Genomic DNA, 22237 nt, shown 5'->3' on the forward strand with positions numbered 1-22237 from the left:
GCGATATGTGGTTGACCGCTTATTTTCTGATCTGGCCGGCGATATCCGCCGCCATCCTCGCACTCTTGTGCGTCACGCTGTGGAAAGACGTCCGCACGGCGAAACAAAACGGGCAGTCAATGGTGTAGCCGCAGGCAGACCTCGAGTCCGCCAGACAGACGAGTCGATTACGTGGAAGGGGAGGATTGCCCGCCGTCCGCCGGCGGTCCGATCACTTTCAGCACGGCGACGCCCGTCGCCACGGCCGCTCCGGCGACGCCCACGTCCCCTTCCATGAACACCAGGCAGGAGGTCGCCCGCAGCACGCGCCCGCGCACCTCCAGAAACTGGCCTGCGCGCGCCGCCATCAGAAAGTGCGTGTCCAATTGCACCGTCACGCAAGCGCGGCGCGCCATGGCCTCCCACGCGATGGCGCTTAAACCGTGGTCCAGCAATGCCGTCAGCAATCCGCCATGCACCACGCCGGCGGGGTTCAGATGCGCAGCACCCGCCAACAGGCCATAGGCCCACCCGTCGCCTTCCTTGCGCGCCCACAAAGGCCCGATCAGGCCGGCGAAGCCTTGCAGCGACTTTTGCCGCCAGCCCTCGGCAATCAACGATTCAATCGTGGGTGCCGCGCGCATCGATTCAGCTCCGCGCGGACAGCAGTTGCGACAGCGTCTGCGCTTCGGCCTGCAGATCCTTGGCCAAGGCGTGGGCGCGGACATCGTCAAGCTGTTCGGCCAACCCTGCGGCGACCAGCGAATGCGTCATGCGGTTCTGGCCATTCAGCACCGGCACGGCGATCACGACAACGCCATTGATGTAGTTGTTCCGGTCCATGCTGTAGCCGTCCCGGCGGACCGCATCCACGTCGGCTTTCCACGCTGCGAATTCGGGCGCCTGATCCCAGCGCAGCGCCTTGAAGCGGCGTTCCAGCTCCTTGTCCGTCAGGTCCGAGAACGCGGCCACCAACCGGCCCGTCGCGCTGATCAGCGCGGGAAAGCGGCTACCCACATCCACATGCAAGCGGAAAGGCGCCGTGGAACGCGACAAGGCCAGCACCACCATGTGGTCGCCGCCTGCCACTTCCACGCCAATCGCCGTGACATTGGCCGCGCTGGACAGCTTGTCCAACACGGGCTGCACCAACGTCGGGAAAGGACTGCTTTCGATCACGCTGCGCGCCAGCGTCAGCATGCCCACGCCCAGGCTGTAACGCTTGGTGCCGGTATCCACCTTCACCAGCCCCTCCTCCACCAATACCCGAAGAATGTGCAGGCAGGTGCTGGTCACCATCTCCAATTCCTGCGAAATCGCCTTCAAGGTCATCGGCGCGCCGCCACGGCCCAGCAAGCGCAGGATGGCGATCGAACGCGTGACGGCCGGCACCGGACGGACACGCGGCCCCGCTGTCGCGGAAGGTTCCTGGGAACTGGACTGACTCATCTGACTCTCCGTTTTTACTGCGGCAAGCATACCTTGCGCACGGGCCTTCGCGCCGTCGATGCCGCCCTGATTTTCCACCATTTAATTGTCTATATACAATCAATGGACGTAATTGACAATTTTAAAATCGGCGCGCATTATCGCTTCAACAGATTGCGGACCCCTCACAGGCACGACGACATGACGACGCTGACACAGGCCACTTCTTACGCGGACGCCCAAGCGCTCTGCACCCCGGATAAGCTTTGGGAGTTGTTCGACGGCGACCGCGGGCAGATGAACATCGCCCACGAGTGCATCGACCGCCATGCCGGCAAAGACGAGCCAGCGGTCATCCTGGTGCGCGCGGCCGGCGGCGGCGAGTCCTATGGCTTCCAGCAGATATCCGATGCCTCGTCGCGCTTCGCGCACTACCTGGCCGCCCAGGGCGTCCAGCCCGGCGACCGGGTCGCCGTGATGCTGGAGCCGTCGTTGGCCTTTTACGTGGCGATGTTCGGAGCGATGAAGCTGGGCGCGATCGCGGTGCCGCTCTTCACGCTGTTCGGCCCCGACGGCATCCGGCTGCGTGTGCAGGACTGCAAGCCCCGCCTGATGGTGACCAATGCCGAGAAAGCCCCGCTGGTCGGCGGGTGCGACGACATGCGCGTCGTCATCGCGGACGCTGATTTCATCGGCGCGCTGGACGCTTTCCCCCCGCGATACGAGTGCCGAACGCAGGCTGACGACCTGGCCATCTTCCAATACACGTCGGGCACCACTCGCGAGCTGCCGGACGCGGTCAAGCACACCCACCGCGCGCTGGTCACCTTGATGATGGCCGCCCTGTACGGCACCGGCGTGCGCCCGGGCGACCGCTTCATGTGCCCGTCATCCCCCGCCTGGGGCCACGGCCTGTGGCACGGCACGCTGGCCCCGCTTGCCCTTGGCGTCACGATCGGCGCCTACGCCGGCAAGTTCAATGCCGAACGTTTGCTGCAAGCCCTGCAGGATCACGGTTTCAACAACATCTCGGCTGCCGCCACGCACTACCGCATGATGCGCAACTCGGGCGTGGCAAAGCAGTACCGCTACCAGTTGGAAAAGGTGTCGTTCACCGGAGAACCCATCGACAGTGAGACGTCCGCCTTCGTGCAAGCCACGTTCGGGCGGCCGGTCTGCAGCATGTACGGCACCACGGAAATCGGGGTCTGCCTGGTGAACTATCCCGGTGCCTCAGACTTCACGGTCAAGCCCGGTTCGCTGGGCAAGCCCGTGCCCGGCCTGCGCGTCGAAGTGCAGGACGCCAACGGCGCGCCCTGCCCGCCCGGCGTGACGGGCGAACTCAAACTCTGGCGGCGCGACGCCTGGGTCGCCACTAAAGACCTGGGGCGCGTGGACGAAGACGGGTACTTCTGGCACGGCGGCCGCGCCGACGACGTCATCATCTCGGCCGGCTGGACCATGAGCGCCGTCGAGATCGAAGACGCCATCCTGAAGCACCGCGACGTGACCGAGGCCGCCGCCATCGGCGTACCTGACGCGTTGCGCGGCCAGGTCGTCAAAGCCTTCGTGGTATCGGCCAGGCCGGGCGACGACGCCTTCATCGAAGAGATCCAGAACACCGTGCGCAGCCAACTGGCACAGCACGAGTATCCGCGCCAGGTGGTGTTCGTGCCCGAACTACCCAAGACACCTGCAGGAAAGATCCATCGCCGCAAGCTGCGCGAGCAAGAGCTTGCGGCCACCCAGGCCTCAACCGTAAACGCCGCGCCCGCCGCGCACGTCTGACCCATCCCCCCCAGGAGACATCATGCTGACCAAGACCAAGACCGAAAGAAGCTTCCCGACCATCACCGAACGCGGCCTGGACGAACTCCGCGCGCGGATCGGCGTCAAGATCGGCGTCACCGCCGAACCGTGGTGCTACGAGGCCACGCGCGACAACATCCGCCACTACGCCCACGGCATCGGTGACGACAACCCCCTGTGGTGCGACCCCGAGTATGCCGCCAAGACGCAGCACGGCGGCATTATCGCGCTGCCAAGTTTCCTGTTTTCGACCAGCCGCATCGTGTCGGGTTACGTAGGCGGCTTGCCGGGCGTGCACGCCATGTGGTCGGGCGCAGATTGGACCTGGCACAAGGCCGTCAAGCGCAACGACGTCATCTCGACCGAAGCGCATCTGAAGAACCTGATCGAGCATCAAACCCGCTTCGCGGGCCGCGCGGTGCAGCAGATCTATCACGTGGACTTCTTCAACCAGGACGGCGACAAGGTTGCCGAAGCTGACAGTTGGTGCTTCCGCACGGAACGCGACCATGCCCGCGAACAGGGCAGCAAGTACAAGGAAGTGCGCGCCCGCGAACCCCGCCGCTACAGCCCCGAGGAAATCAAGGAAGCCTACAAGCTGTACGCGCAGGAAGCGGTGCGCGGCGCCACGCCCCGCTATTGGGAAGACGTGAAGGAAGGCGAGGAACTACCCGTGATGTTCAAGGGCCCGATGACAGTGACGGGCTTCATCGCCTATGCGCAAGGCTGGGGCGGCCTGTATATCCGCGCCAACAAGCTGGCATGGCAATTGATCGATGCCCATCCCGGCGTCGGCATCACCAACCGCTTCGGCATCCCCGATGTGCCCGAACGCGTGCACTGGGAAGAAGAATTCGCGCTGGAAGTTGGTGCGCCGGGCGCGTATGACTACGGCCCCGAGCGCAACTCGTGGCTGACGCACCACCTGACCAATTGGATGGGCGACGCGGGCTTCTTGCGCAAGTCCACCTGCAAGATCCGCCGCCACAACCCCGAGGGCGACATGCTGTTCTTCAAGGGCCGCGTCACGCGCAAGTACGTCGAAGACGGCCGCCATCTGGTGGAGATCGAGCAAGAAGCCCGCAACCAGGACGACGAGCTGTCCGTACTGGGTTCTGGCCTGGTTGAATTGCCCACCCGCGGATAACGCGTCGGACACGACCAAGTCGAGGTCAATGATGTCTGGTTCATCGGAGCATGCTGCACATGCCCCGGATGCTCCCCACGCCCGCGCCGCCGGCGCGCTGGCGGGCGTCCGGGTCATCGATCTGTCCAGGGTGCTGGCGGGGCCACTGTGTACGCAGATGCTGGCCGACCAGGGCGCGGACGTGATCAAAGTCGAGCCGCCCGCTGGCGACGAGACCCGCACGCTCGGTCCGCCCGTGAACCCGGAGGGCGACGCGGCCTATTACACCGCCGTCAACCGGGGCAAGCGCGCGATCGGGCTGGACCTCTCCCTGGCCGCGGGCCGGGACGTGCTGTTGCGGCTGCTTGAAGATGCCGACATCCTGGTCGAGAACTTCATCCCGGGCACAATGGCCAAGTGGGGTCTGGACTTCGAGGCGGACCTCAGGCCGCGCTTTCCGCAACTGATCTACTGCGCCATCTCGGGGTTCGGCGCAGAGGGCCCCTTGGGTGGCCTGCCCGGCTACGACGCCATCCTGCAGGCCATGTGCGGCCTGATGAGCGTGAACGGCGACCCGGCCAGCGGCCCCACCCGCATCGGCATTCCCATCGTCGACCACCTCACGGGTTACACCGCACAAGCGGGCATTCTGCTGGCGCTGTACCACCGCGGGCGCACCGGGCGGGGCCAGCGTGTGGAAGCCACGCTGTTCGACACCGCGCTCAGCCTGCTGGTGCCACACGCCGCCAACTGGATGCACACGCAACGCGCGCCGGGGCTGCTGGGCAGCGCGCACCCCAACATCGCGCCGTACGACCGCTTCGCCTGCCGCGACGGCGAGATCTTCCTGGGCGTCGTGAACGACCGCCAATTCCGCAAGTTCTGCGAGTACACCGGCCTGACACCGTTGTTGGAAGACGCACGCTTCGCGACCAACCGCCAGCGGCTTGAGCACCGCGACGCCCTGCGGACCGCCATTGAAACCGCGCTATCCACCCGAATGCGCGATGCCGTCTGCCGCGACCTGATGCGGCTGGGCGTGCCGACGGGGCCGGTCCACAGCGTGCCCGAAGCCTTCGAACAGGCGCATGCGATGCATCGCGGCATGCGCATCGACCGCGACGGTTACCACGGCATCGGCGCCGCCACGCGGCTGTCCGACGCGCCCGTGCGCGTGCGCCGGCTTCCCCCGTCCTATGCGCAGCACACCGACGAGGTCCTCCGGGAGGCCGGCCTCGACGACACCCATATCGCGGCGCTACGGGAACAAGGCGTCTTGCCGCGGTGGCCTCCTTCGACGCCGTAGCCACACCGACCGCTACCCAATAAGAAAATCCAGGAGACCACCATGAAGACCATACGCCTGATGGCCGCGCTAGCGGCATCCCTGCTGTTCACGCAACCCGCCGCGGCGGCCGACGCCTATCCCTCCAAACCCGTCAAACTGATCGTCCCCTATCAAGCCGGCCAGGGCACCGATGTGGCCGGCCGCTATCTGGCCGAGTATCTGGCCCGGGCCCTTGGGCAGCCCTTCATCGTGGAAAACCGCCCCGGGGCGGGCGGCAACATCGGCGCCTCGGAAGCCGCGCGCGCGGCGCCCGACGGCTACACGCTGTTGATGGGCACCAACGGCACGCACGTGCTGAACCAATACATGTATTCCTCCACGGCCTTCGACCCAGACCGCGACTTCGAACCCGTCATGCTGGTCAGTGCATTCCCCATGGTGCTGCTGACGCCGCCAGGGTCTCCGTACGCCAACCTGGCCGACCTGCGGGACCCGAAAAAGGCGAAAACCGACAGCATCAACGTCGGCATGCCCAGCACCACGGCGCGGCTCGTCTTCGAACTGCTCAAGCAACAAGGCGTCAACAGCCTGCGCGGTATTCCTTACAAGGGGTCGGCCACCGCCACCACCGACTTGATGGGCGGACAAGTGCAGATCGGCATCGATACCGTCAGCGCCGCCCGCTCGTTCATCACCAGCGGCAAGCTTCGCGCGCTAGCCGTGACCTCGTTGAAGGAATCCGCGTTGCTGCCGGGCGTGAAATCCGTCGCCGAGCAGGGCTTGCCCGGATTTCAGGTCATCGCGTGGAATGGTCTGTACGCGCCCAAGGGCACGCCACCCGCCGTCATACAGCGGCTGAACGCCGAACTCACGCAGATCCTGGCGCGTCCCGAGGTGCGCCAGCGCCTGTTGGAACTGGGTCATGAACCCGGCGGCGGCACGCCAGCGGAACTGACCGCGTTCTCGCGCAGCGAACGGCTGAAATGGCAGCCATTGATCGTCCAGGCGGGCCTGAAGGCAGAGTAGCGGGCGATGGGCGTCACCGCCCAAGGCGGGCACCCGGTCAGGCCGTCGCGGGCCCGCTTCGCGTCCGCCCTGCCGCAGCGATCGCCAACGCCAGCAAGAGCAACACCGCCGCCAGGCCATAGGTCCAGCGCATGCCCGCCGCCAGCGCGGCGGGTGGCGCAACCCGCAAGTCGCCCGCTCCCGACGCCCAGGCGAATACCGCCCCCATCAGCGACGCCCCGGTTATGAATCCCAGATTACGCGACAAGTTCAGCAGACCCGAGAGCGCGCCACGCTGCGAGGCGCCGGCTTCGGCCATGACGGCGCTGCTGTTCGCGGCCTGGAACAGGGCGTAGCCAGCCGTGATCACCACCAACGGCGCCACGTAGCCGATCGCGCCGAACGCCGCGGGCGCCAGCGCCATACCGGTCGCCCCGGCCGCCATGGCGATCAACCCGGCCCCCATGACGCGCTGCGCGCCGTAGCGGTCCACGCCCCGGCCCGCCGGCACGCCCACCAGCGCGGCCACAACCGGGCCGCAAGACATCGCAAGCCCCACCTGCGCGGCATCCAACCCCAACCCGCCAGCCAGGTAGAACGGTCCGACAACCAGCGTGGTCATCATGACGGTGGAGACCAGGCCGTTCGCCGCCACGGCCGCGCTCAGCACCGGCCGGCGAAACAGCGCCAGCCCGATCAGCGGCGATGCCGAACGGGCCTGCAGCCGCACAAATGCCGCGCCTAATGTCACGGCGATGGTCAGCAACACGCCGCTCATCCAGCCAAAGCCGCTTCCCGCCCGGGTCATCGCCAGCGCATACGCGGCAATGCCCGCGGCCAACAGCAGCGACCCCAGCGAATCGAAGCGCGCACGTGGCGTTGCCGACGGCGGCGAATCCGGCGGAAGGTGAAACCACGCCAACCCGAACGCCAGCCCGCCCAACGGCAGATTGATCAGGAAGATCGACGGCCAGCCCGGCCCGGCGATCAGCAAGCCGCCCAGCGCGGGCCCCAGCGCCGTGCCAATGGCCGACATCGTCCCCATCAGGCCCATCACGCTGCCGGCCTTTTCTTTCGGCGCGGCCTCGCTGGCGAACGCCAGCGTCAACGCCATCATGATCGCCGCGCCCAGCCCTTGCACGCTACGCGCGGCGATCAATCCCCCCAGCCAGGGCGCGGCACCGCACAGTGCCGACCCTGCCGTGAACAAACCAATCCCCGCCAGCATCAGCCGCCGGCGGCCGGCCAGATCGCCTAGCCGGCCCACGCTGACGATCAACGTGGTGATCGCAAGCAGATACGCCAGCACAATCCATTGCACCGCCTGGAAGGACGCGTCAAAGGCCTGCGCCAACGCCGGCAGCGCGACGTTGGCGATGCTGGTGCCCAAGGCGGGCAGCAGCATCGACATCGATAGACAGGCCAACAGGGCCACAGAGGGACGGGAGGGGGAGATTGACGGAACGGAGGTGCGCATGGCTCGCCTGCAAGGATGTCAAGACGCCGACGTGACGCCATGCAGCCATCCTAGGCGTTGCGCTGACCTGGCGGAAGGCGCAGCATTTGCACTGAATACCTGCACCAGACGCGCTATCAAAACGGGCCAGGCCGCGCCAACCGTGCTACGTTTGCAGCATGGCGCCCCCCGACCTCAACCTCTTGACCACCCTGGACGTCCTGCTGGCCGAAGGCAGCGTCGCGCGCGCCGCCCGCCGCTTGCACCTAAGTCCGTCCGCCATGAGCCGGGCGCTGGCCCGGCTGCGCGAAACGACCGGCGACCCCTTGCTGGTGCGCGCCGGCCGCGGCCTGGTGCCCACCCCGCGCGCGCTGGCGTTGCGCGACCGCGTCCGCGTGCTGGTGCAAGATGTGGAAGCGGTGCTGCGCCCGGCTGCGCAGCTTGACCTGGCGCAGCTGGCCCGCACCTTCACGCTGCGCACCAGCGACGGCTTTGCCGAAAATTTTGGACCGGCCCTGCTGGCCCGCGCCAGCGCCGATGCACCCAGCGTACGGCTACGCTTCGTGCAAAAGACCGACAAGGACAGCGCGCCGCTGCGCGAAGGCACGGTGGATCTGGAAACCGGCATCGTCGGCGACGCGGCCAGCCCCGAACTGCGCACGCGGGCGCTGTTCCAGGACCGCTTCGTGGGCGTCATGCGCGTGGCCCACCCGCTCAGCCAAGGCAAGGTCACGCTTGCCCGCTATGCGTCGGCGCGCCACATCCTCGTCTCTCGCCGCAACCTGGACAAAGGGCCGGTGGACGATGCGCTGGCCACGCACGGGCGCGAACGCGCAATCGCCGCGATCGCCGGCGGATTCTCGACGGCGATCGCCCTGGCGCGCGGGTCCGACCTGATCGCCACCGTTCCCGAACGGCACACCGGCAGCCTGCGCGCAGGCATGCACACCTTTCCGCTGCCCTTCACGATGCCGGCGTTCACCGTGTCGATGCTGTGGCATCCGCGCATGGACGGCGACGCCGCCCATCGGTGGCTGCGCGGCTGCGTGCTGGACGCTGTCGGCTGACGGCGTCCGCGCGCGCTTACTTCCCTTTCGGTGCACTGGCCGCCAGCGTATCGAACGTCTTGTCCAAGTCAGCCAGCGACTTGTCGATGTGTTCGCGGCGTTCCTTGATCCACTTGCCCTGCGACGCCAGTTGGTCGCGCGCCTCTTTCAGCATGCGGTCCATTTCCGCCGGCTGGGGGCCGCCGCTGGTGGCGCGATTCTTCACGATGGCCACCGGGTCCAGCGTCGAACGGAATTCAGCCTCGCTCATCGGCAGCTCGTTGCCGTACTTCGAATCCTTCATGGCGTCCGCATAGATGCGGCGGGCCTGCTCGTAGGGGAAGTCCAGCGGCTTGATATTGTGGGTCTTGGCGTAGGTCACCACCTCGGAGGCGAAGTGGTGGCCGTCACGGAACGGCAGCTTGTACTTGCGCATCAGCACATCAGCCAGTTCCTGCGACGCAGTCCAGTCGCTGTTCAACTCTTCCAACGCGCGCTCGGGGCTGATAACCATGGCTTTGAGCACGCGGTCCCAGCGCTTGAGCGCCGAGATGCCGCTGTCGACCATGGCGGAATTCTGCTTCACGTCCTTCGGGTCGCTCATGCCCGGCGTGATGTTGTGCGTCTGGATCGCCGGGCCCATCGCCAGCGTCAGCGCAGTCGACGCGTCGCTGCGGGTGTCGTTCAGCAGGCCGGGGTTGCGCTTTTGCGGCATGGCGCTGGACACGTAGGTGTTGCCGCCGCCCTCTTCCAGCAGGATCCACGGCCGCGACTGCGCATACTGCGTCATGACGTCTTCGACGAAGTTGCCGGTGCGAAGCGCAATGCTGGTCACGATCGACGCCACTTCCACCGGCTGGTCCATGGACGAGATCTGCGAAGCGTCATAGGCATTGTCGACCAGCGCCTCGAAACCCAGGTATTGCGCCATGCGCTTGCGGTCCAGCGGCCAGCTGGTGCCGTTCAGCACCGTCGTGCCCATGGGAGAACGGTCGATGCGGACGTAGGCCTCGCGGATACGTTGCGCGTCGCGCGCAAGGCCCGCGGCCTGGCCCAGCAGATAGTGCCCGTAGCTGTTGGGCTGCGCGGCGACGCCATTGGTGTAGTTCGGCACGATGGTGCCGGCGTGCTTGCCGGCCAGCTCGACGAGCGTGGTGGACGTCTTGTTCAACTGATCGGCCAAGTCCAGCAGCTTGTCGCGCAGGATCGCGCTGCGGTAGGTCGCGTGCATGTCCTGGCTGGACCGGCCCGCATGCAGCAATGTCACGTCTTCGCCCGCCGCCTTGATCAGCAGGGGTTCAAAGGTGATCACGCTGGCCGGCCGTTTCGCGCCCGGCTGGTTGCCGTCGCTGATCACCTTGGCCACACCGGCCGCCAGGCGCGGCGCGATGGATTTGTCCAGCAGACCTTCGTCTGTGTTGATGACGGCGGTGGCTTTGTTGATTTCCCCCAGCCAGAAGAAAGGGTCCCGGGGCACGGCGGTGGTGGCCGCCGCAGGCGCGGCGGCAGTCGCTTGCTGGGCCAACGCGGCGTGCGTGCCCAGCGACAAGAGCAGGGCGGCGCCCAGGGTGGGAAGAAACTGTCGCATGGCGTTCTCGTTATGGTGTCGTTATCGGGAGGCGATACGGGGACGGTCCGGTAGTTTATGGAAAACCCCCAAGCCCGAGAACCGGGTATTACACCGATAGCCCGCGAATGCGTAACAAGAGCCGTGTTGGCTGAATATTCCCTTACGCGATGTCGCAGCGCAAAAAAAAGCCCCTGCCTCCGGAAGAAGGCGGGGGCCCAAGCCGGCGCGCTGGCTTAGAACAAGTACTGCGCGCTTACCCAGAACAAGGGTTTGTGATCCTGGCTATCGGACTGCGGCGCACCGCCGTCGGTGCGCCAGGCCACCGTGGCTTCGCCACGCCAGCCGCCCACGGCAACGCGGGCGCCGACGCCAGCCCCGGCGATTCGGCGGAAATTCTCGCCGGCCTGCCAGGGGTGGGAGGAAATTTCGACTCGGCCCGCATCGTAGAACGCGAACGGGGTGACGGCGCCCGCCGCATAGCGGACTTCCAGCTGGGCCAGCCAGCCGCGGTCGCCGTAGCCTTCGCCCACGGGGTAGGCGCGCACGCCGGCCGGGCCGCCCAGGCCGAAGTCTTCGGACGAATCCAGGTTGTCGTTGGTCCACTGGCCGCTGAATCGGCCGAACAGGCTCCAGCGCGACGACACGGATTGCAGGCGGGCGATGTCAAGATTCAGCTTGCTGTAATGGCCTGCCGAATTCGCGCTCAGGCTATCGGCAGTGGCAAGGTTGCCGTCCAGTTTCAAGGTGCCCGGCGTCCAGCTCAGTGCGCCGTACGTCAGCCCGCCGCCGCCCAGGCTGTCGCGCACGTCGAATTGCGCGGCGATGGGCACGCTGTTGCTGAACTTGTTCTGCTCGATCTCGGCGGCGCGATAGTCGTCGCGCAACTTCTTGTGCATGAAATCGATGCCAATGGTCAGATTGCGGCTTTGCGAACGGATCAGCGGATAGCTCAGGCCCACGCTGGCGACCTTGGCGCTGCCATGCGCGTCCAGGTCGCTGAATTCCTTGCCCAGCTCATAGCCGGTATAGCCGTAGCCCACGCGGCCGCGCAGGCCCGAACTGCCCAGCGGCGCGCTGTATCCCACGTCGCCGTAGTTCAGGTCTTCGCTGGTGCGCTGCGCGCGCAGCGTGATCTGGTCGCCCAGCATGAAGGGGCTGTTGATCGACAAGGCCGCATTGGCGCGGTACTGGCCCGTATAACGGTTGCCCTGATTGTCCAGGCCGACGCTGCCGTTCACGCGATCGCCGCGCTCCACCTGTACTGCCAGGTCACCCGTGCCCAGTTGCTGGCCCGGGCGGATGATCGGGCTGACGGTCACGCCGGGCAGGTCTGACAACAGCAGCGCCGCGCGCTCCAGCGAAGCGCTTTCGATGATGTCGCCGGGTTTCAGCGGATTCAGGTAGGACTGGGCTCGCGCGGCCAGGGCGGCATCGCCTTCGGTCTTGACCTCGCCATAACGACCTTCGACGACTTGCAGGCGCAGCACGCCGCTTTCCAGGCCCTGCGCCGGCAGGTAGACGCGTGCGAACGGATAGCCGGCATCGCGGTAATAGCGGGTGAGTTGATTGGCCAATTCTTGCATGCCGGCCAGGTCGTAGGACTTGCCCTGGTAGTCGCCCAACCGCGCCAGCAATTGGCCGTTTGAGAAAGCCTGGTTGCCCGTCAGATCGATACGGGTCACGCTGGCTTGCGGCCCGCCCGGCGCAACGGTGCCGGGAACGGGGCTGCTCAGATTCAACTCGGGCGACGGCGCTGGCGGCTGCGGCTCGGTCGCCTGCTCCTGAAGGATGCGGCCCGCATTGGGGATCTGCTGGGCGGAAGCCGCCGCAGGCAGCCACGCGGCAAGCGCCAGGATCAGATAGTGCGGACGTGCGAAAAATGAAACTTGCGTCATGATCTTGTGAGAATCGGGTGTTCGGAGCGGCTGCCCACGCCCCCGTAGGGCAATGGGCAGCCGGCAAGCGGATAAGTCGTGGAGTTCGCCGTATCAGGGCCGGGATCAGATACCGCCCTGGACAACGCCCTCCGGCAGGCGGATACCGCCGTCGATCACCAGGACCTGAGCGGGACCCTGCATGCTGCGCGCGCCCTGCCCCGCGTTCGGCACCGGCTTCGCGTTGCCGGTCTGGCCTGGGTTGCCGGAATCGACCGGCACGAAGTTCAGTTCCCCCGGCAGGGTCGGTGGCGTCGTGTTGGCGGTCCCCACTGCGGCCTGCAGCCATTGCGCTGCCGACAGCGCCGCCTCGCGACGGCTATCGGGCTGCACGGCATTGCTGATGACCAGCGTGCCGTCCTGCGCGGCAACCAGGTAGTTGCTGTTGGACAGGCCGCCGGCGCCAATCACGTAGTTGCCGGCCGTCTCGCCCGCCGCGCGGTTCAACAGGCCGGCCAGCGTGTCATTGCCGACCAGGTTGCCCTGCGTGACGCGCCACGTCAGCGCCGGGTCCACATCGCCCGCACGCTTGGTCTTGTCGTCGGCCGCGACCGTGATGGCGCGGCGATCGATGACAGCCTGGTGCTGCGTGTCGGCCAGCACATAGTTGCTGGCCAAGCCGTTGTCGCCGTCGGCCAAGGCGTAACGCACGTTGGCGTTGCGGTTGCCGGCGTTGGCGGTGTCGAACGTGGCCGTGGTTCCCACGCCCAGCGATTCACCTTCGACCAGGTTGGTCAACGATCCTGCGGATGCCTGGGCGGCGGTGCTCCCGTCGTAGACCTTGCCGGCAACCGTGGTGCCGTCGACACCCAGCACGCGACGCGCGATGGCGGCACGCGCATCGGCGGCGTTCAACACATAGTTGCCTGCGTCGCCGCCAGTCAAGCCAAAGGCGACCGTCTTGCCTTCGCCCGCGTTCTTATCGGCGAAGCTGCCCGCGACCCCCAGCGAATCGCCCGCGATGATGCCGGCAATGGCATCCGCGCCGGTGACCGTTGCCACGGTGTTGCCGTCGTAGACCTTGTCCAGCGCACCCAGCGCGCCGTTCAACTGGCGTGCCGCGATCGTCGCCGTGGTCGTGCCGTTGGCGCTGACCGTGTAGTTGCCGGCGTCCGCGCCCGTCAGCGAACCGCTGACATTGACCAGCTTGCCGATGGCGGCATTCTTGTCGGCGAAGGCGCCGGTCGTCGACAGCGCAACCGTGTCGCCCTGGACCACGCCGTTGAGCGAACCCGACGTGCCGGCGGCCGTGGTGCCGTCATAGGTCTTGCCGGCTGCCGTGATGGCGCCCGTCAAGGCTTTGGGCGTGATGTTGGCCAGCGTCGTGGCGTTGGTGCTCAGCAGGTAGTTGCCCGCATCGCCTCCAGTCAGGACACCGTTCACCGCCACCAGCTTGCCGTTGCCGACGTTCTTGTCGCCGAACAGGCCCGTGGCATTGACGGCGACGTTGTCGCCCTGCACCACGCCGTTCAGCGTGCCGGTGGTGGCGGCATCGCGCGACCCGTCATACACCTTGCCGGCGGCGGTCAGCGCTCCCGTGATCGCCTTGGGCGTGATGTTGGCCGTGGTGGTCGTATTGGCGGCAAGGATGTAGTTGCCAGCGTCCAGGCCCGTCAGCGATCCGCCGACGTTCACCGTCTTGCCATTGCCGACGTTCTTGTCCGAGAACGAACCCGCGGTCGACAGGCCAACGACATCGCCCAGGATCTGACCCGCCAAGCTTCCCGAGGTGCTGGCCAAGACGGAACCATCGTAGACCTTGCCCGCGGCCGTGATGGCGCCGGTGATCGTCTTCGGCGTAATGGTGGCGACCGTCGTTCCATTGGCGCTGACCGTGTAGTTGCCGGCGTCGGCGCCCGTCAACGAACCGCTGACATTGACCAGCTTGCCGATGGCGGCATTCTTGTCGGCGAAGGCGCCGGTCGTCGACAGCGCAACCGTGTCGCCCTGCACCACGCCGTTGAGCGAACCCGACGTGTCGGCAGCAGTGGTGCCGTCATAGGTCTTGCCGGCAGCCGTGATGGCGCCCGTCAAGGCTTTGGGCGTGATGTTGGCCTGCGTCGTGGCGTTGGTGCTCAGCAGGTAATTGCTCGCATCGACCCCAGTCAGGACACCGTTCACCGCCACCAGCTTGCCGTTGCCGACGTTCTTGTCGCCAAACAGGCCCGTGGCATTGACGGCAACGTTGTCGCCCTGCACCACGCCGTTCAGCGTGCCGGTGGCGGCGGCATCGCGCGACCCGTCATACACCTTGCCGGCGGCCGTCAGCGCGCCGGTGATCGCCTTGGGCGTGATGTTGGCCGTGGTAGTCGCATTGGCGGCAAGGATGTAGTTGCCCGCGTCCAGGCCCGTCAGCGATCCGCCGACGTTCACGGTCTTGCCGTTGCCGACATTCTTGTCCGTGAATGCGCCCGTGGTCGACAGCGCCACGGCATCGGTCAGAATCTGGCCGGCCAGGCTGCCCGACGTGCTGGCGGCATTCGTGCCGTCATACGTCTTGCCCGTGGCCGTGATGGCGCCGGTGATCGCCTTCGGCGTGATGGTGGCGGCGGTAGTCGCGTTGGAGGCAACCGTATAGTTGCCGGCATCAACGCCGGTCAACGTGCCGTTGACATCAACGCGCTTGCCCACGCCAGCATTCTTATCGGCGAAGGCGCCGGTGGTCGACAGCGCGACCGCATCGCCCACGACCACGCCGTTCAGCGTGCCGGACGTCGCGGCGGCGGTCGTGCCGTCATACGTCTTGCCGGCAGCCGTGATGGCACCCGTCAAGGCTTTGGGCGTGATGTCGGCCAGCGTCGTGGCGTTGGTGCTCAGCAGGTAATTGCCCGCATCGACCCCAGTCAGGACACCGTTCACCGCCACCAGCTTGCCGTTGCCGACGTTCTTGTCGCCAAACAGGCCCGTGGCATTGACGGCGACGTTATCGCCCTGCACCACACCGTTCAGCGTGCCGGTGGTGGCGGCATCGCGCGACCCGTCATACACCTTGCCGGCGGCCGTCAGCGCGCCGGTGATCGCCTTGGGCGTGATGTTGGCCGTGGCGGTGGAGTTGGCCACCAGCGTGTAGTTGCTTGCGTCCAGGCCGTTCAGCGATCCGGAGACGTTCACCGTCTTGCCGTTGCCGACGTTCTTGTCCAAGAACGAACCCGAGCTGTTCAAGGCCACCGAATCGCCCACGACAACGCCGCTGAGGCCGCCGCTGGTGGTAGCGAGCACGCCGCCGTCATAGACCTTGCCCGACGCGGAAATCGCGCCAGTGATGGTCTTGCGGGAAATGCTGGCCGTACCCTGGGACACGCCGCCGCCCAGTGCGTAGTTGCCGGCATCCACCCCGCCAAGCACGTACGTCACGGCCTTGCCGTTGGCCACGTTCTTGTCACCAAAGCTGCCGCTGACATTCAACAGGTCGCCCGACACGACATTCAGGCTGTTCACGCCCGTGACCGAAGCCAGCGAAGTGCCGTCATACACCTTGTCCAGCGCGCCCAGCGCCCCCGTCAACTGACGGACTGCGATGTCGGCGAAGGCCGTGGGGTTGTAGGCAACCGTGTAGTTCTGCGCGTCGACGCCCGTCAAGACGCCGGTAACGTTCACCTGCTTGCCCACGCCCGCGTTCTTGTCCGCGAAGACGCCGGTTGTCGACAGGCTTACCGAGTCGCCCGCAAGCTTGCCGGCCAGCGTCCCGTCCGTGCTGGCAGTCAACGTGCCGTCATAGGTCTTGCCTGCGGCCGTGATCGCACCGGTCAAGGCCTTGGGCGTGATGGTGGCTACCGTGGCGGCATTGAACGACAACGTATAGTTGGCCGCATCGGCGCCCGACAGCAAACCGTTCACCGCCACGGATTTGCCCACGCCCGCATTCTTGTCGGCGAACAGGCCCGAACTGTCCAGCGCGACGGCGTCGCCCTGGACGACGCCCGTCAGTTGGCCCGACGTCACGGCATCACGCGTGCCGTCATAGGTCTTACCCGCGGCGGTGATCGCGCCGGTCAAGGCCTTGGGCGAGATCGTGGCGGTGGTCACCGCATTGAAAGCCAGCGTGTAGTTCAGCGCATCCAGACCCGTCAACGAGCCGGCAAGCAGCACGCTCTTGCCGATACCGACGTTCTTGTCCAGGAAGTTCCCGCTGCTCGCCAGCGACACTTGGTCGCCGACGAGGACGCCGGTCAGGCCACCAGATACCGCGGCGCTGGTCGATCCGTCATAGATCTTGTTGCTGGCGGTCAAGGCGGCGGTCAATGCCTTGGGCGTGATGCTGGCCGTCAACAGATTCAGGCCGGCACCCACAACGTAGTTGTTGGCATCCAGGCCGCTGAGCACGAAGCGGACCTGCTTGTTCGTTCCCACGTTCTTGTCGACGAACTGGAGATAAAAGCTGTAGCTGTCCGTCGCGAGCAAGCCTGTCAAGGATCCATTGGCCGAGACGACGGTATTGCCGTCGTAGACCTTGTCGCTTAACGTCACCGACCCCGTGACTTCGCGGGGCGTAATCGAGGCAGTGGCCGTCGCGGTGGAACCCGTGGTGATGAAATAGTTGTCGGCGTCGAAGCCTGACAGTGCAACCCCGCCGATGTTCACGGTCTTGCCCGCGCCCGCGTTCTTGTCGGAGAAGCTGCCCGTGCCGCCGACGCCAAGAATGTCGCCCGCAATCATGTCGGCCCCGACCATGCCGTTGACGTCGGCGTGCTGCGTGCCGTCATACGTCTTGTCGCTGGCGGTGAAGCCTACCGATACGCCCTTTTTCAGAACGTTCAAAGCCAGGCCGTCGGCATAGACGATGTCGTAGCCTTGCTGATTCGAATACAGGCCGCCATCGACGGTCAGCGTCCCATCGGCCAGACGGTAGACGCCCGCGTTCTTCGAGTTGGTGGTGTAGTTAAGGCTACCGTCCAGCTGCGCGCCCGGCTGCGACGCCACATAGCCGACGCCCCCACTTACACGGCCGTCGTAGACTTTGTCGGCCAGGCTGACCGTGACCTGCTTGAGCAAGCCGCGCAACAGCGGGCCGCCCTTGCCTTCGTAGATGCGCCAGGTTGCGCCCGTGCCCCCTGCCGCGTCAATATCCCAGCCTGCGTCCTTGAACGTCGCCAGCTGCGTCAGCTGTTGATAGGTTTTCATGCCGCTCGTCGGGCTGATCACGCCCTGCGATCCGCCGACCAGCTTGGTCATCGACGCGCCGGTGTAGAAAGTGCCCGCCGCATCCGTGCTGGCGGCGAAACTACCCGTAATCGTGCCGTAGTTGGCGCCCACCAGTGCGCCGCTTTGCATAACCGGGAACATGGGTTCTTTCACCAACATCGTGCTGTACGAATTAGTGATGGCGCCATAATTAACGCCCACCAAGCCGCCCCGCTGTCCCGTCGGCATAGGAAATTGCGATGCTTCGAGCGTTCCCGAGGAATAGGCGTTGGAAATGGTCCCAAAGTTGACCCCGACCAGTCCGCCGCTGCCTAGGCCATTGTCTCCGCCAGTCACCTTGCCGGTAACGTAGACGTTATCCAGCTTCCCGCGGTTGTATCCGACCAACCCACCTGCATAGGTGAAGCCTGCCACATCGGTGTTCACAATTCCCAGATTGCGGATATCGCCGGTGGCTTCAACGAAGGCGAATAGGCCCGAATAGCTTTGGATGCCTTTCAGATTGGAAATGGTATGCCCAAGACCGTCGAATGCGCCGCGAAACTCCGAACTCGTCCCGATCAACGATTGCGAGAACGTCTGGCCTGCCGCATCCAGATCCTGCGCCAGCGCATAGCGGCCCGTCAGGACGTCGTTGACCGTGCTCAATTGCGCCACGCTACGAATGAGCGTGTACGCATTTCCGTTCACGGCAAAGGTAGAATTCGCCCCGCTTAGCGTGACGGGCGAATTCACGCGGTAGTCCGTGCCTGCCGCAACGCTGCCGTCCTGCTTATAGCCGCCGTGGTTCAGCGCCAGGCCCGCATTTGTGCCCGTCGCAGTAATCGGCGCATTGAGCAAAATGTTGCCGTGAGCGCTAAGCGTCAGCTTGGTATCCGCGCTCCACGTTACGCCGGCATTCACGTTGATGTTGCCCGCTTGGGCGCCTGAGGCGACCGTCTGCAACTCAACGTTGCCGTTGTTCAGGTTGGCCGCCAGCGTATCGGCGCCGATGCCGCTGTCGGTCTGACCATTGGTGCCCGCGCTGACCGTGAAGTCCGTCGGATCGATCAGCCACGAACCATGCTGGCCGCTGACCGCCTTGGTGGTGATCACCGCGCCTGCCGCCACCGTCACCTTCGCCGCCGACGTTTCCACGAAGCCGCCCTTGCCGCCGTCAGGCGCGCTGGCGTCAAGCTTGCCGGCCACGGCAATGCGGTCATTGACCATGTCGCCCAGCAGCACGATCTTGCCGTTCTCGCCGGTGGCCAGCGTCTTGGCTTGCGTGATGCCGGTGTGGTTGATGACAGTGCTGGCCAAGTCGCCCGCGGCCTTGGCCGTCAGGTAGACCATGCCGCCGTCGGCGCGGATGGCGCCGCCTTGTTCGATCAGCGCATCGATCGCGCCTTGTTCCACTTCGATCTTGACGGGGCCGCCCAGGTCCAGCTTGACGCGGCTGCCGGCGCCCAGAAGGACGTTGCCCTTGTCAGCGGCCAGGTTGCCGATGTTGGTGATCTTGGCCGCGATCAGCGCGATGCTGCCACCCGGGGCCGCCGTGATGTTGCCCTGGTTGATGATGGCGTTGCTGCTGGCGCCTTCAAACCTGTAGTTGCCCGCCAGGAAATCCTGGGTGCTGATGTTGAGCGTACTGGCGACGATGCCGCCCACGTTCACCTGCGCCGTCGGCGTGAACACCACGCCATTCGGGTTGACCAGGAACACCTGGCCATTGGCATTCAGCGCGCCCTGGATCACCGACACGTCGGGCCCCAGCACCCGGTTCAGCGCGACCGAATCCCGTCCAGGCTGCTTGAACGTGACGCTGTTGCCCTTGCCGATGGAAAAGCTCTGCCAGTCCACGGCCATCTTGCCCGTCTGCTGGTTGATGGTCATCGCCGTGCCGTTCTGGCTGATCGACCCCGCCCCCGCCACGACGTTCCCCCCGGTGGGCAGATCCGCGGCCCATGCCGGCCCGGACAGCAACATTGCCGCGGACAACGCCACGGCAGACCCGCTGCTGCGCTTGCGACGCGCGCTGGCGTGTTCGGCAACCGGCACATACACGCCCAGGGCGTCATTCCAGACCAGGCGGAAGATGTGGTTAAGGGAAGGCTTTTTCATCGGATATTCCTGAATCGGACAGCGTCACAATTTGTAAATTTCGCTGCTGAAATATACCGATGATTGCGTTTTTAAATCTGAGCAAATCTAAGCAAGTCAAAAATAGCCGACGACTTGGCCTGTAACGGGCCATAAAAGCCCGACGTAGCGGGCAATTAGACGCAGTTAACCCTTCCGACGCCGGTCAGGACAGAAACATATCGATGCTTTTATGCAACAGATTGTCGGGTGTCGACAAGATTGGTGGCGCCTTTCAGCCGGCGCGGCAGGCTCAGGCAGAAACACACAGGCTCAGCCCCGCCTGCGCTCTTCAGGAACACCGAGCCGCCCAGGCGCTCGGCGATCGTCCTGACCAGGTACAGCCCCAGGCCGGCGCCTGGATGACGCAAGGCGTTCGGGCCTCGGTAGTACTTCTGGAACAGGCGCTCCTGCTCGGCGGGCGCAATGCGGTCGCCGGAGTTGGCCACGTCGATATGCAAGCAGTCGCCCTCTTCGCGCAGCGTCACCCGAACCGCCCTGCCCGGCGCGCAATGCCGGTCCGCGTTGGCCAGCAAGTTGCGCAACGCGATGCGCAGCATGCCCGCGTCGCACAGCAAGAGGTGATCGCCCGCGCCGTAGACGCACTGGATGCGGCCCGCAGGAAACTCGCGGTCCAGATCCGCCAGCAGCGCCAGCAGGTCGCATTGCGTCAGGCGCAATTCGGCGCTGGGTTCGCGCATGCGGTCATGAGTCAGGTATTCGTCGACCAGCGCCAAGAGGCGCATGGCCGCATCGCGGATATTGCCGCAGCGCGCCAGGCTTTTCTCGACGGGCGCGGCCAGATTGCGGCCCAGTTGCTGCGCCGACGTGGTGATGATGGCAAGCGGCGTACGGAATTCATGGGACACCATCGCCACGAATTCGCGTTGCTCGGCGAACACGCGGCGTTCCTGTTCCAGCGAGGCGCGCAGTTCATCCTCAAGTTCGACCCGACGCTGGATCTCGCCCTGCATTTCGGCGGTGCGCAGCGCCACTTCCTGCTCCAGCCGATGGCTGTGCTGGCGCGCCATGTCGGCCGCCAGATTGGCCTGCTGGTGCTCCATGTCGCGGCGCTGGCGTTCATAGCGTCCCACGATGATCAGGCTAAGCAGCAGCATGTGCAGCATCGTGCCCAGCGTAGAGACGTATTCCGTGAACACGTTGACCGGCAGCACGCCCAGATTGCGCAAGAAGGCAATCAGCACGCCGATATAGAACACCCCGAAGGCCAGTGCGAAAAAGCGCGCCGGACGCCAGCCCTTTTTCAACAGATAGGCGGCCAGCGTCGTAAACCCCACGATCAGCGCCAAGGCCAGCAACTGAACCGGTTGCATGCCCCACCCGTAGTGTCCCGACACCACCAGCGCCGAGCACACGGCAGCGATACCCCAGAACAGCCGCTCCAGCCAGCGCACCGCACGCGGATACAGCGCACCCAGATTCAGCTGGGCAAAGGCGATCCGCAACGCCACCGGCAAGCTCACTGCAATGCCCACCCCGAGCATCCGGTCGCTCCAGCCCACCGGCAAGCCCGTCAACTGCTGCACCAGCCCCAGCGACATCACTTCGTTGAACACGCAATTGCCGATGTAGGCCAGGAACAAGCCGCTCATGGGTGCCCGCGTGGCCCACCAGAATACGGCGTGCACGCAGATCAGCAGCAGATAAAAGCCGAAATACAGCCCGAACAGCAGGCCTTCGCGCCGCGACTGGTTATCGAACGCCAACCGCTGCCAGACTTCCAGGCGCGTCGCCAGGGCATTCTTGCTTTGCAGCCGCGCCAGAATCACATAGGACCCCGGCGTGGGCGGATCAAATTGAATCACCGGGGTGCGATAGTCCACCGGCCAATCGCGCCGCCGCACATCTTCGCCGCTGTACCCCAACGGCCTCCAGTCGCCATCCTGGTGGACGTACAGGCGCACATCGTCCAGCAGCGCGTTGCTCAGCCGCAGCATCCAGCCCCCGCGCGCCAGATCATCTACCTGCACCGGTAGGTGCAGCCAGACGGTGGACGGGGTGAAACCCGCGCTCAGGCCGGCGGGCAGATCGGCCCATCCCGGAGCATCGGCCGCTTCGTCTACCGTCAACGTACCGGCGGGGTCGTCCAGGCGCTGCAGATGCCCCGCGGCGTCCGCCAGCCCCGACTGCGCGTTCAGATGCAGCGGCTCTGCGCGCGCCTGCCCGGCGCCCGCCAATGCGGCGGCCAACGCCAGCGCCAACAGCATCAATCCCGCCCACACCGTGGGGTAATATTTCCGTTTCATCGAGTCGCAATCCCGTGCAGCCACGCAGATTACACCACCCCTCCAGCGGTTCCCACGCAGGCGCGTCCC

13 protein-coding genes are annotated in these 22237 nt (G+C 65.7%); 6 read left to right on the forward strand and 7 right to left on the reverse strand.

Features of this window, described 5'->3' with window-relative positions; genetic code table 11:
- Positions 1 to 5 precede the first annotated feature (5 nt).
- The gene (locus HG262_RS30825; RefSeq protein WP_211186935.1) at positions 6 to 128 is read left to right on the forward strand and encodes a putative transporter small subunit; all 123 of its coding nucleotides are present in this window, start codon (positions 6 to 8) and stop codon (positions 126 to 128) included.
- Between the two features lie 39 nt (positions 129 to 167).
- Here the strand turns inward: HG262_RS30825 and HG262_RS02725 are convergent, their stop codons facing one another.
- Both HG262_RS02725 and HG262_RS02730 read right to left on the reverse strand, forming a co-directional pair.
- Positions 168 to 623 (reverse strand): PaaI family thioesterase, encoded by a 456-nt coding sequence (locus HG262_RS02725; protein WP_169269582.1) that lies wholly within the window; start codon positions 621 to 623, stop codon positions 168 to 170.
- A 4-nt stretch (positions 624 to 627) separates the two neighbouring features.
- A complete protein-coding gene (locus tag HG262_RS02730) occupies positions 628 to 1428 on the reverse strand; it encodes an IclR family transcriptional regulator (RefSeq protein WP_211186936.1) in 801 nt (266 codons plus the stop codon).
- Between the two features lie 180 nt (positions 1429 to 1608).
- On the opposite strand from HG262_RS02730, the gene HG262_RS02735 reads away from it, so the two are divergent.
- Genes HG262_RS02735 through HG262_RS02750 form a run of 4 tightly spaced genes read left to right on the forward strand, consistent with a single transcriptional unit; the run spans position 1609 to position 6656 of the window.
- On the forward strand, positions 1609 to 3195 hold the full coding sequence (locus tag HG262_RS02735; protein ID WP_169269583.1) for an acyl-CoA synthetase: 1587 nt from the start codon (positions 1609 to 1611) through the stop codon (positions 3193 to 3195).
- 22 nt (positions 3196 to 3217) lie between these two features.
- Entirely contained in the window at positions 3218 to 4363 is a 1146-nt protein-coding gene (locus HG262_RS02740) for a MaoC family dehydratase N-terminal domain-containing protein (RefSeq protein ID WP_169269584.1), read from the forward strand.
- A gap of 28 nt (positions 4364 to 4391) precedes the next feature.
- Positions 4392 to 5648 carry a CoA transferase gene (locus HG262_RS02745; protein ID WP_169269585.1) on the forward strand — a complete coding sequence of 419 codons (1257 nt, stop codon included), beginning with the start codon at positions 4392 to 4394 and terminating at the stop codon, positions 5646 to 5648.
- A 42-nt stretch (positions 5649 to 5690) separates the two neighbouring features.
- The gene (locus tag HG262_RS02750) at positions 5691 to 6656 is read left to right on the forward strand and encodes a tripartite tricarboxylate transporter substrate binding protein (protein WP_169269586.1); all 966 of its coding nucleotides are present in this window, start codon (positions 5691 to 5693) and stop codon (positions 6654 to 6656) included.
- Positions 6657 to 6693: 37 nt separating this feature from the next.
- On the opposite strand, the gene HG262_RS02755 is transcribed toward HG262_RS02750, so the two are convergent.
- Positions 6694 to 8112 carry an MFS transporter gene (locus tag HG262_RS02755; RefSeq protein WP_248293209.1) on the reverse strand — a complete coding sequence of 473 codons (1419 nt, stop codon included), beginning with the start codon at positions 8110 to 8112 and terminating at the stop codon, positions 6694 to 6696.
- Between the two features lie 158 nt (positions 8113 to 8270).
- On the opposite strand from HG262_RS02755, the gene HG262_RS02760 reads away from it, so the two are divergent.
- Positions 8271 to 9158: a LysR family transcriptional regulator gene (locus tag HG262_RS02760; protein ID WP_169269587.1), complete on the forward strand. Its 888-nt coding sequence runs from the start codon at positions 8271 to 8273 to the stop codon at positions 9156 to 9158.
- Between the two features lie 16 nt (positions 9159 to 9174).
- Here the strand turns inward: HG262_RS02760 and HG262_RS02765 are convergent, their stop codons facing one another.
- From HG262_RS02765 to HG262_RS02780, 4 genes are all read right to left on the reverse strand, one after another.
- The gene (locus HG262_RS02765; protein WP_169269588.1) at positions 9175 to 10725 is read right to left on the reverse strand and encodes an argininosuccinate lyase; all 1551 of its coding nucleotides are present in this window, start codon (positions 10723 to 10725) and stop codon (positions 9175 to 9177) included.
- A gap of 215 nt (positions 10726 to 10940) precedes the next feature.
- Positions 10941 to 12602: a ShlB/FhaC/HecB family hemolysin secretion/activation protein gene (locus tag HG262_RS02770; protein WP_169269589.1), complete on the reverse strand. Its 1662-nt coding sequence runs from the start codon at positions 12600 to 12602 to the stop codon at positions 10941 to 10943.
- A 105-nt stretch (positions 12603 to 12707) separates the two neighbouring features.
- The gene (locus HG262_RS02775; RefSeq protein WP_169269590.1) at positions 12708 to 19883 is read right to left on the reverse strand and encodes a YDG domain-containing protein; all 7176 of its coding nucleotides are present in this window, start codon (positions 19881 to 19883) and stop codon (positions 12708 to 12710) included.
- A gap of 209 nt (positions 19884 to 20092) precedes the next feature.
- Positions 20093 to 22168: a sensor histidine kinase gene (locus tag HG262_RS02780; RefSeq protein WP_169269591.1), complete on the reverse strand. Its 2076-nt coding sequence runs from the start codon at positions 22166 to 22168 to the stop codon at positions 20093 to 20095.
- Positions 22169 to 22237: the final 69 nt, after the last annotated feature.

This window comes from Achromobacter sp. Bel, from assembly GCF_012928505.1.
Lineage (GTDB): Bacteria > Pseudomonadota > Gammaproteobacteria > Burkholderiales > Burkholderiaceae_B > Achromobacter.

What these genes read in the sequence shown, in the direction of transcription:
- HG262_RS02725 (WP_169269582.1), bottom strand. Translation starts at nt 623, where the DNA reads ATGCGCGCGGCACCCACGATTGAATCGTTGATTGCCGAGGGCTGGCGG.
- HG262_RS02760 (WP_169269587.1), top strand. Translation starts at nt 8,271, where the DNA reads ATGGCGCCCCCCGACCTCAACCTCTTGACCACCCTGGACGTCCTGCTG.
- HG262_RS02745 (WP_169269585.1), top strand. Translation starts at nt 4,392, where the DNA reads ATGATGTCTGGTTCATCGGAGCATGCTGCACATGCCCCGGATGCTCCC.
- HG262_RS02730 (WP_211186936.1), bottom strand. Translation starts at nt 1,428, where the DNA reads ATGAGTCAGTCCAGTTCCCAGGAACCTTCCGCGACAGCGGGGCCGCGT.
- HG262_RS02735 (WP_169269583.1), top strand. Translation starts at nt 1,609, where the DNA reads ATGACGACGCTGACACAGGCCACTTCTTACGCGGACGCCCAAGCGCTC.
- HG262_RS02740 (WP_169269584.1), top strand. Translation starts at nt 3,218, where the DNA reads ATGCTGACCAAGACCAAGACCGAAAGAAGCTTCCCGACCATCACCGAA.
- HG262_RS02770 (WP_169269589.1), bottom strand. Translation starts at nt 12,602, where the DNA reads ATGACGCAAGTTTCATTTTTCGCACGTCCGCACTATCTGATCCTGGCG.
- HG262_RS02775 (WP_169269590.1), bottom strand. Translation starts at nt 19,883, where the DNA reads ATGAAAAAGCCTTCCCTTAACCACATCTTCCGCCTGGTCTGGAATGAC.
- HG262_RS02755 (WP_248293209.1), bottom strand. Translation starts at nt 8,112, where the DNA reads ATGCGCACCTCCGTTCCGTCAATCTCCCCCTCCCGTCCCTCTGTGGCC.
- HG262_RS30825 (WP_211186935.1), top strand. Translation starts at nt 6, where the DNA reads ATGTGGTTGACCGCTTATTTTCTGATCTGGCCGGCGATATCCGCCGCC.
- HG262_RS02750 (WP_169269586.1), top strand. Translation starts at nt 5,691, where the DNA reads ATGAAGACCATACGCCTGATGGCCGCGCTAGCGGCATCCCTGCTGTTC.
- HG262_RS02765 (WP_169269588.1), bottom strand. Translation starts at nt 10,725, where the DNA reads ATGCGACAGTTTCTTCCCACCCTGGGCGCCGCCCTGCTCTTGTCGCTG.
- HG262_RS02780 (WP_169269591.1), bottom strand. Translation starts at nt 22,168, where the DNA reads ATGAAACGGAAATATTACCCCACGGTGTGGGCGGGATTGATGCTGTTG.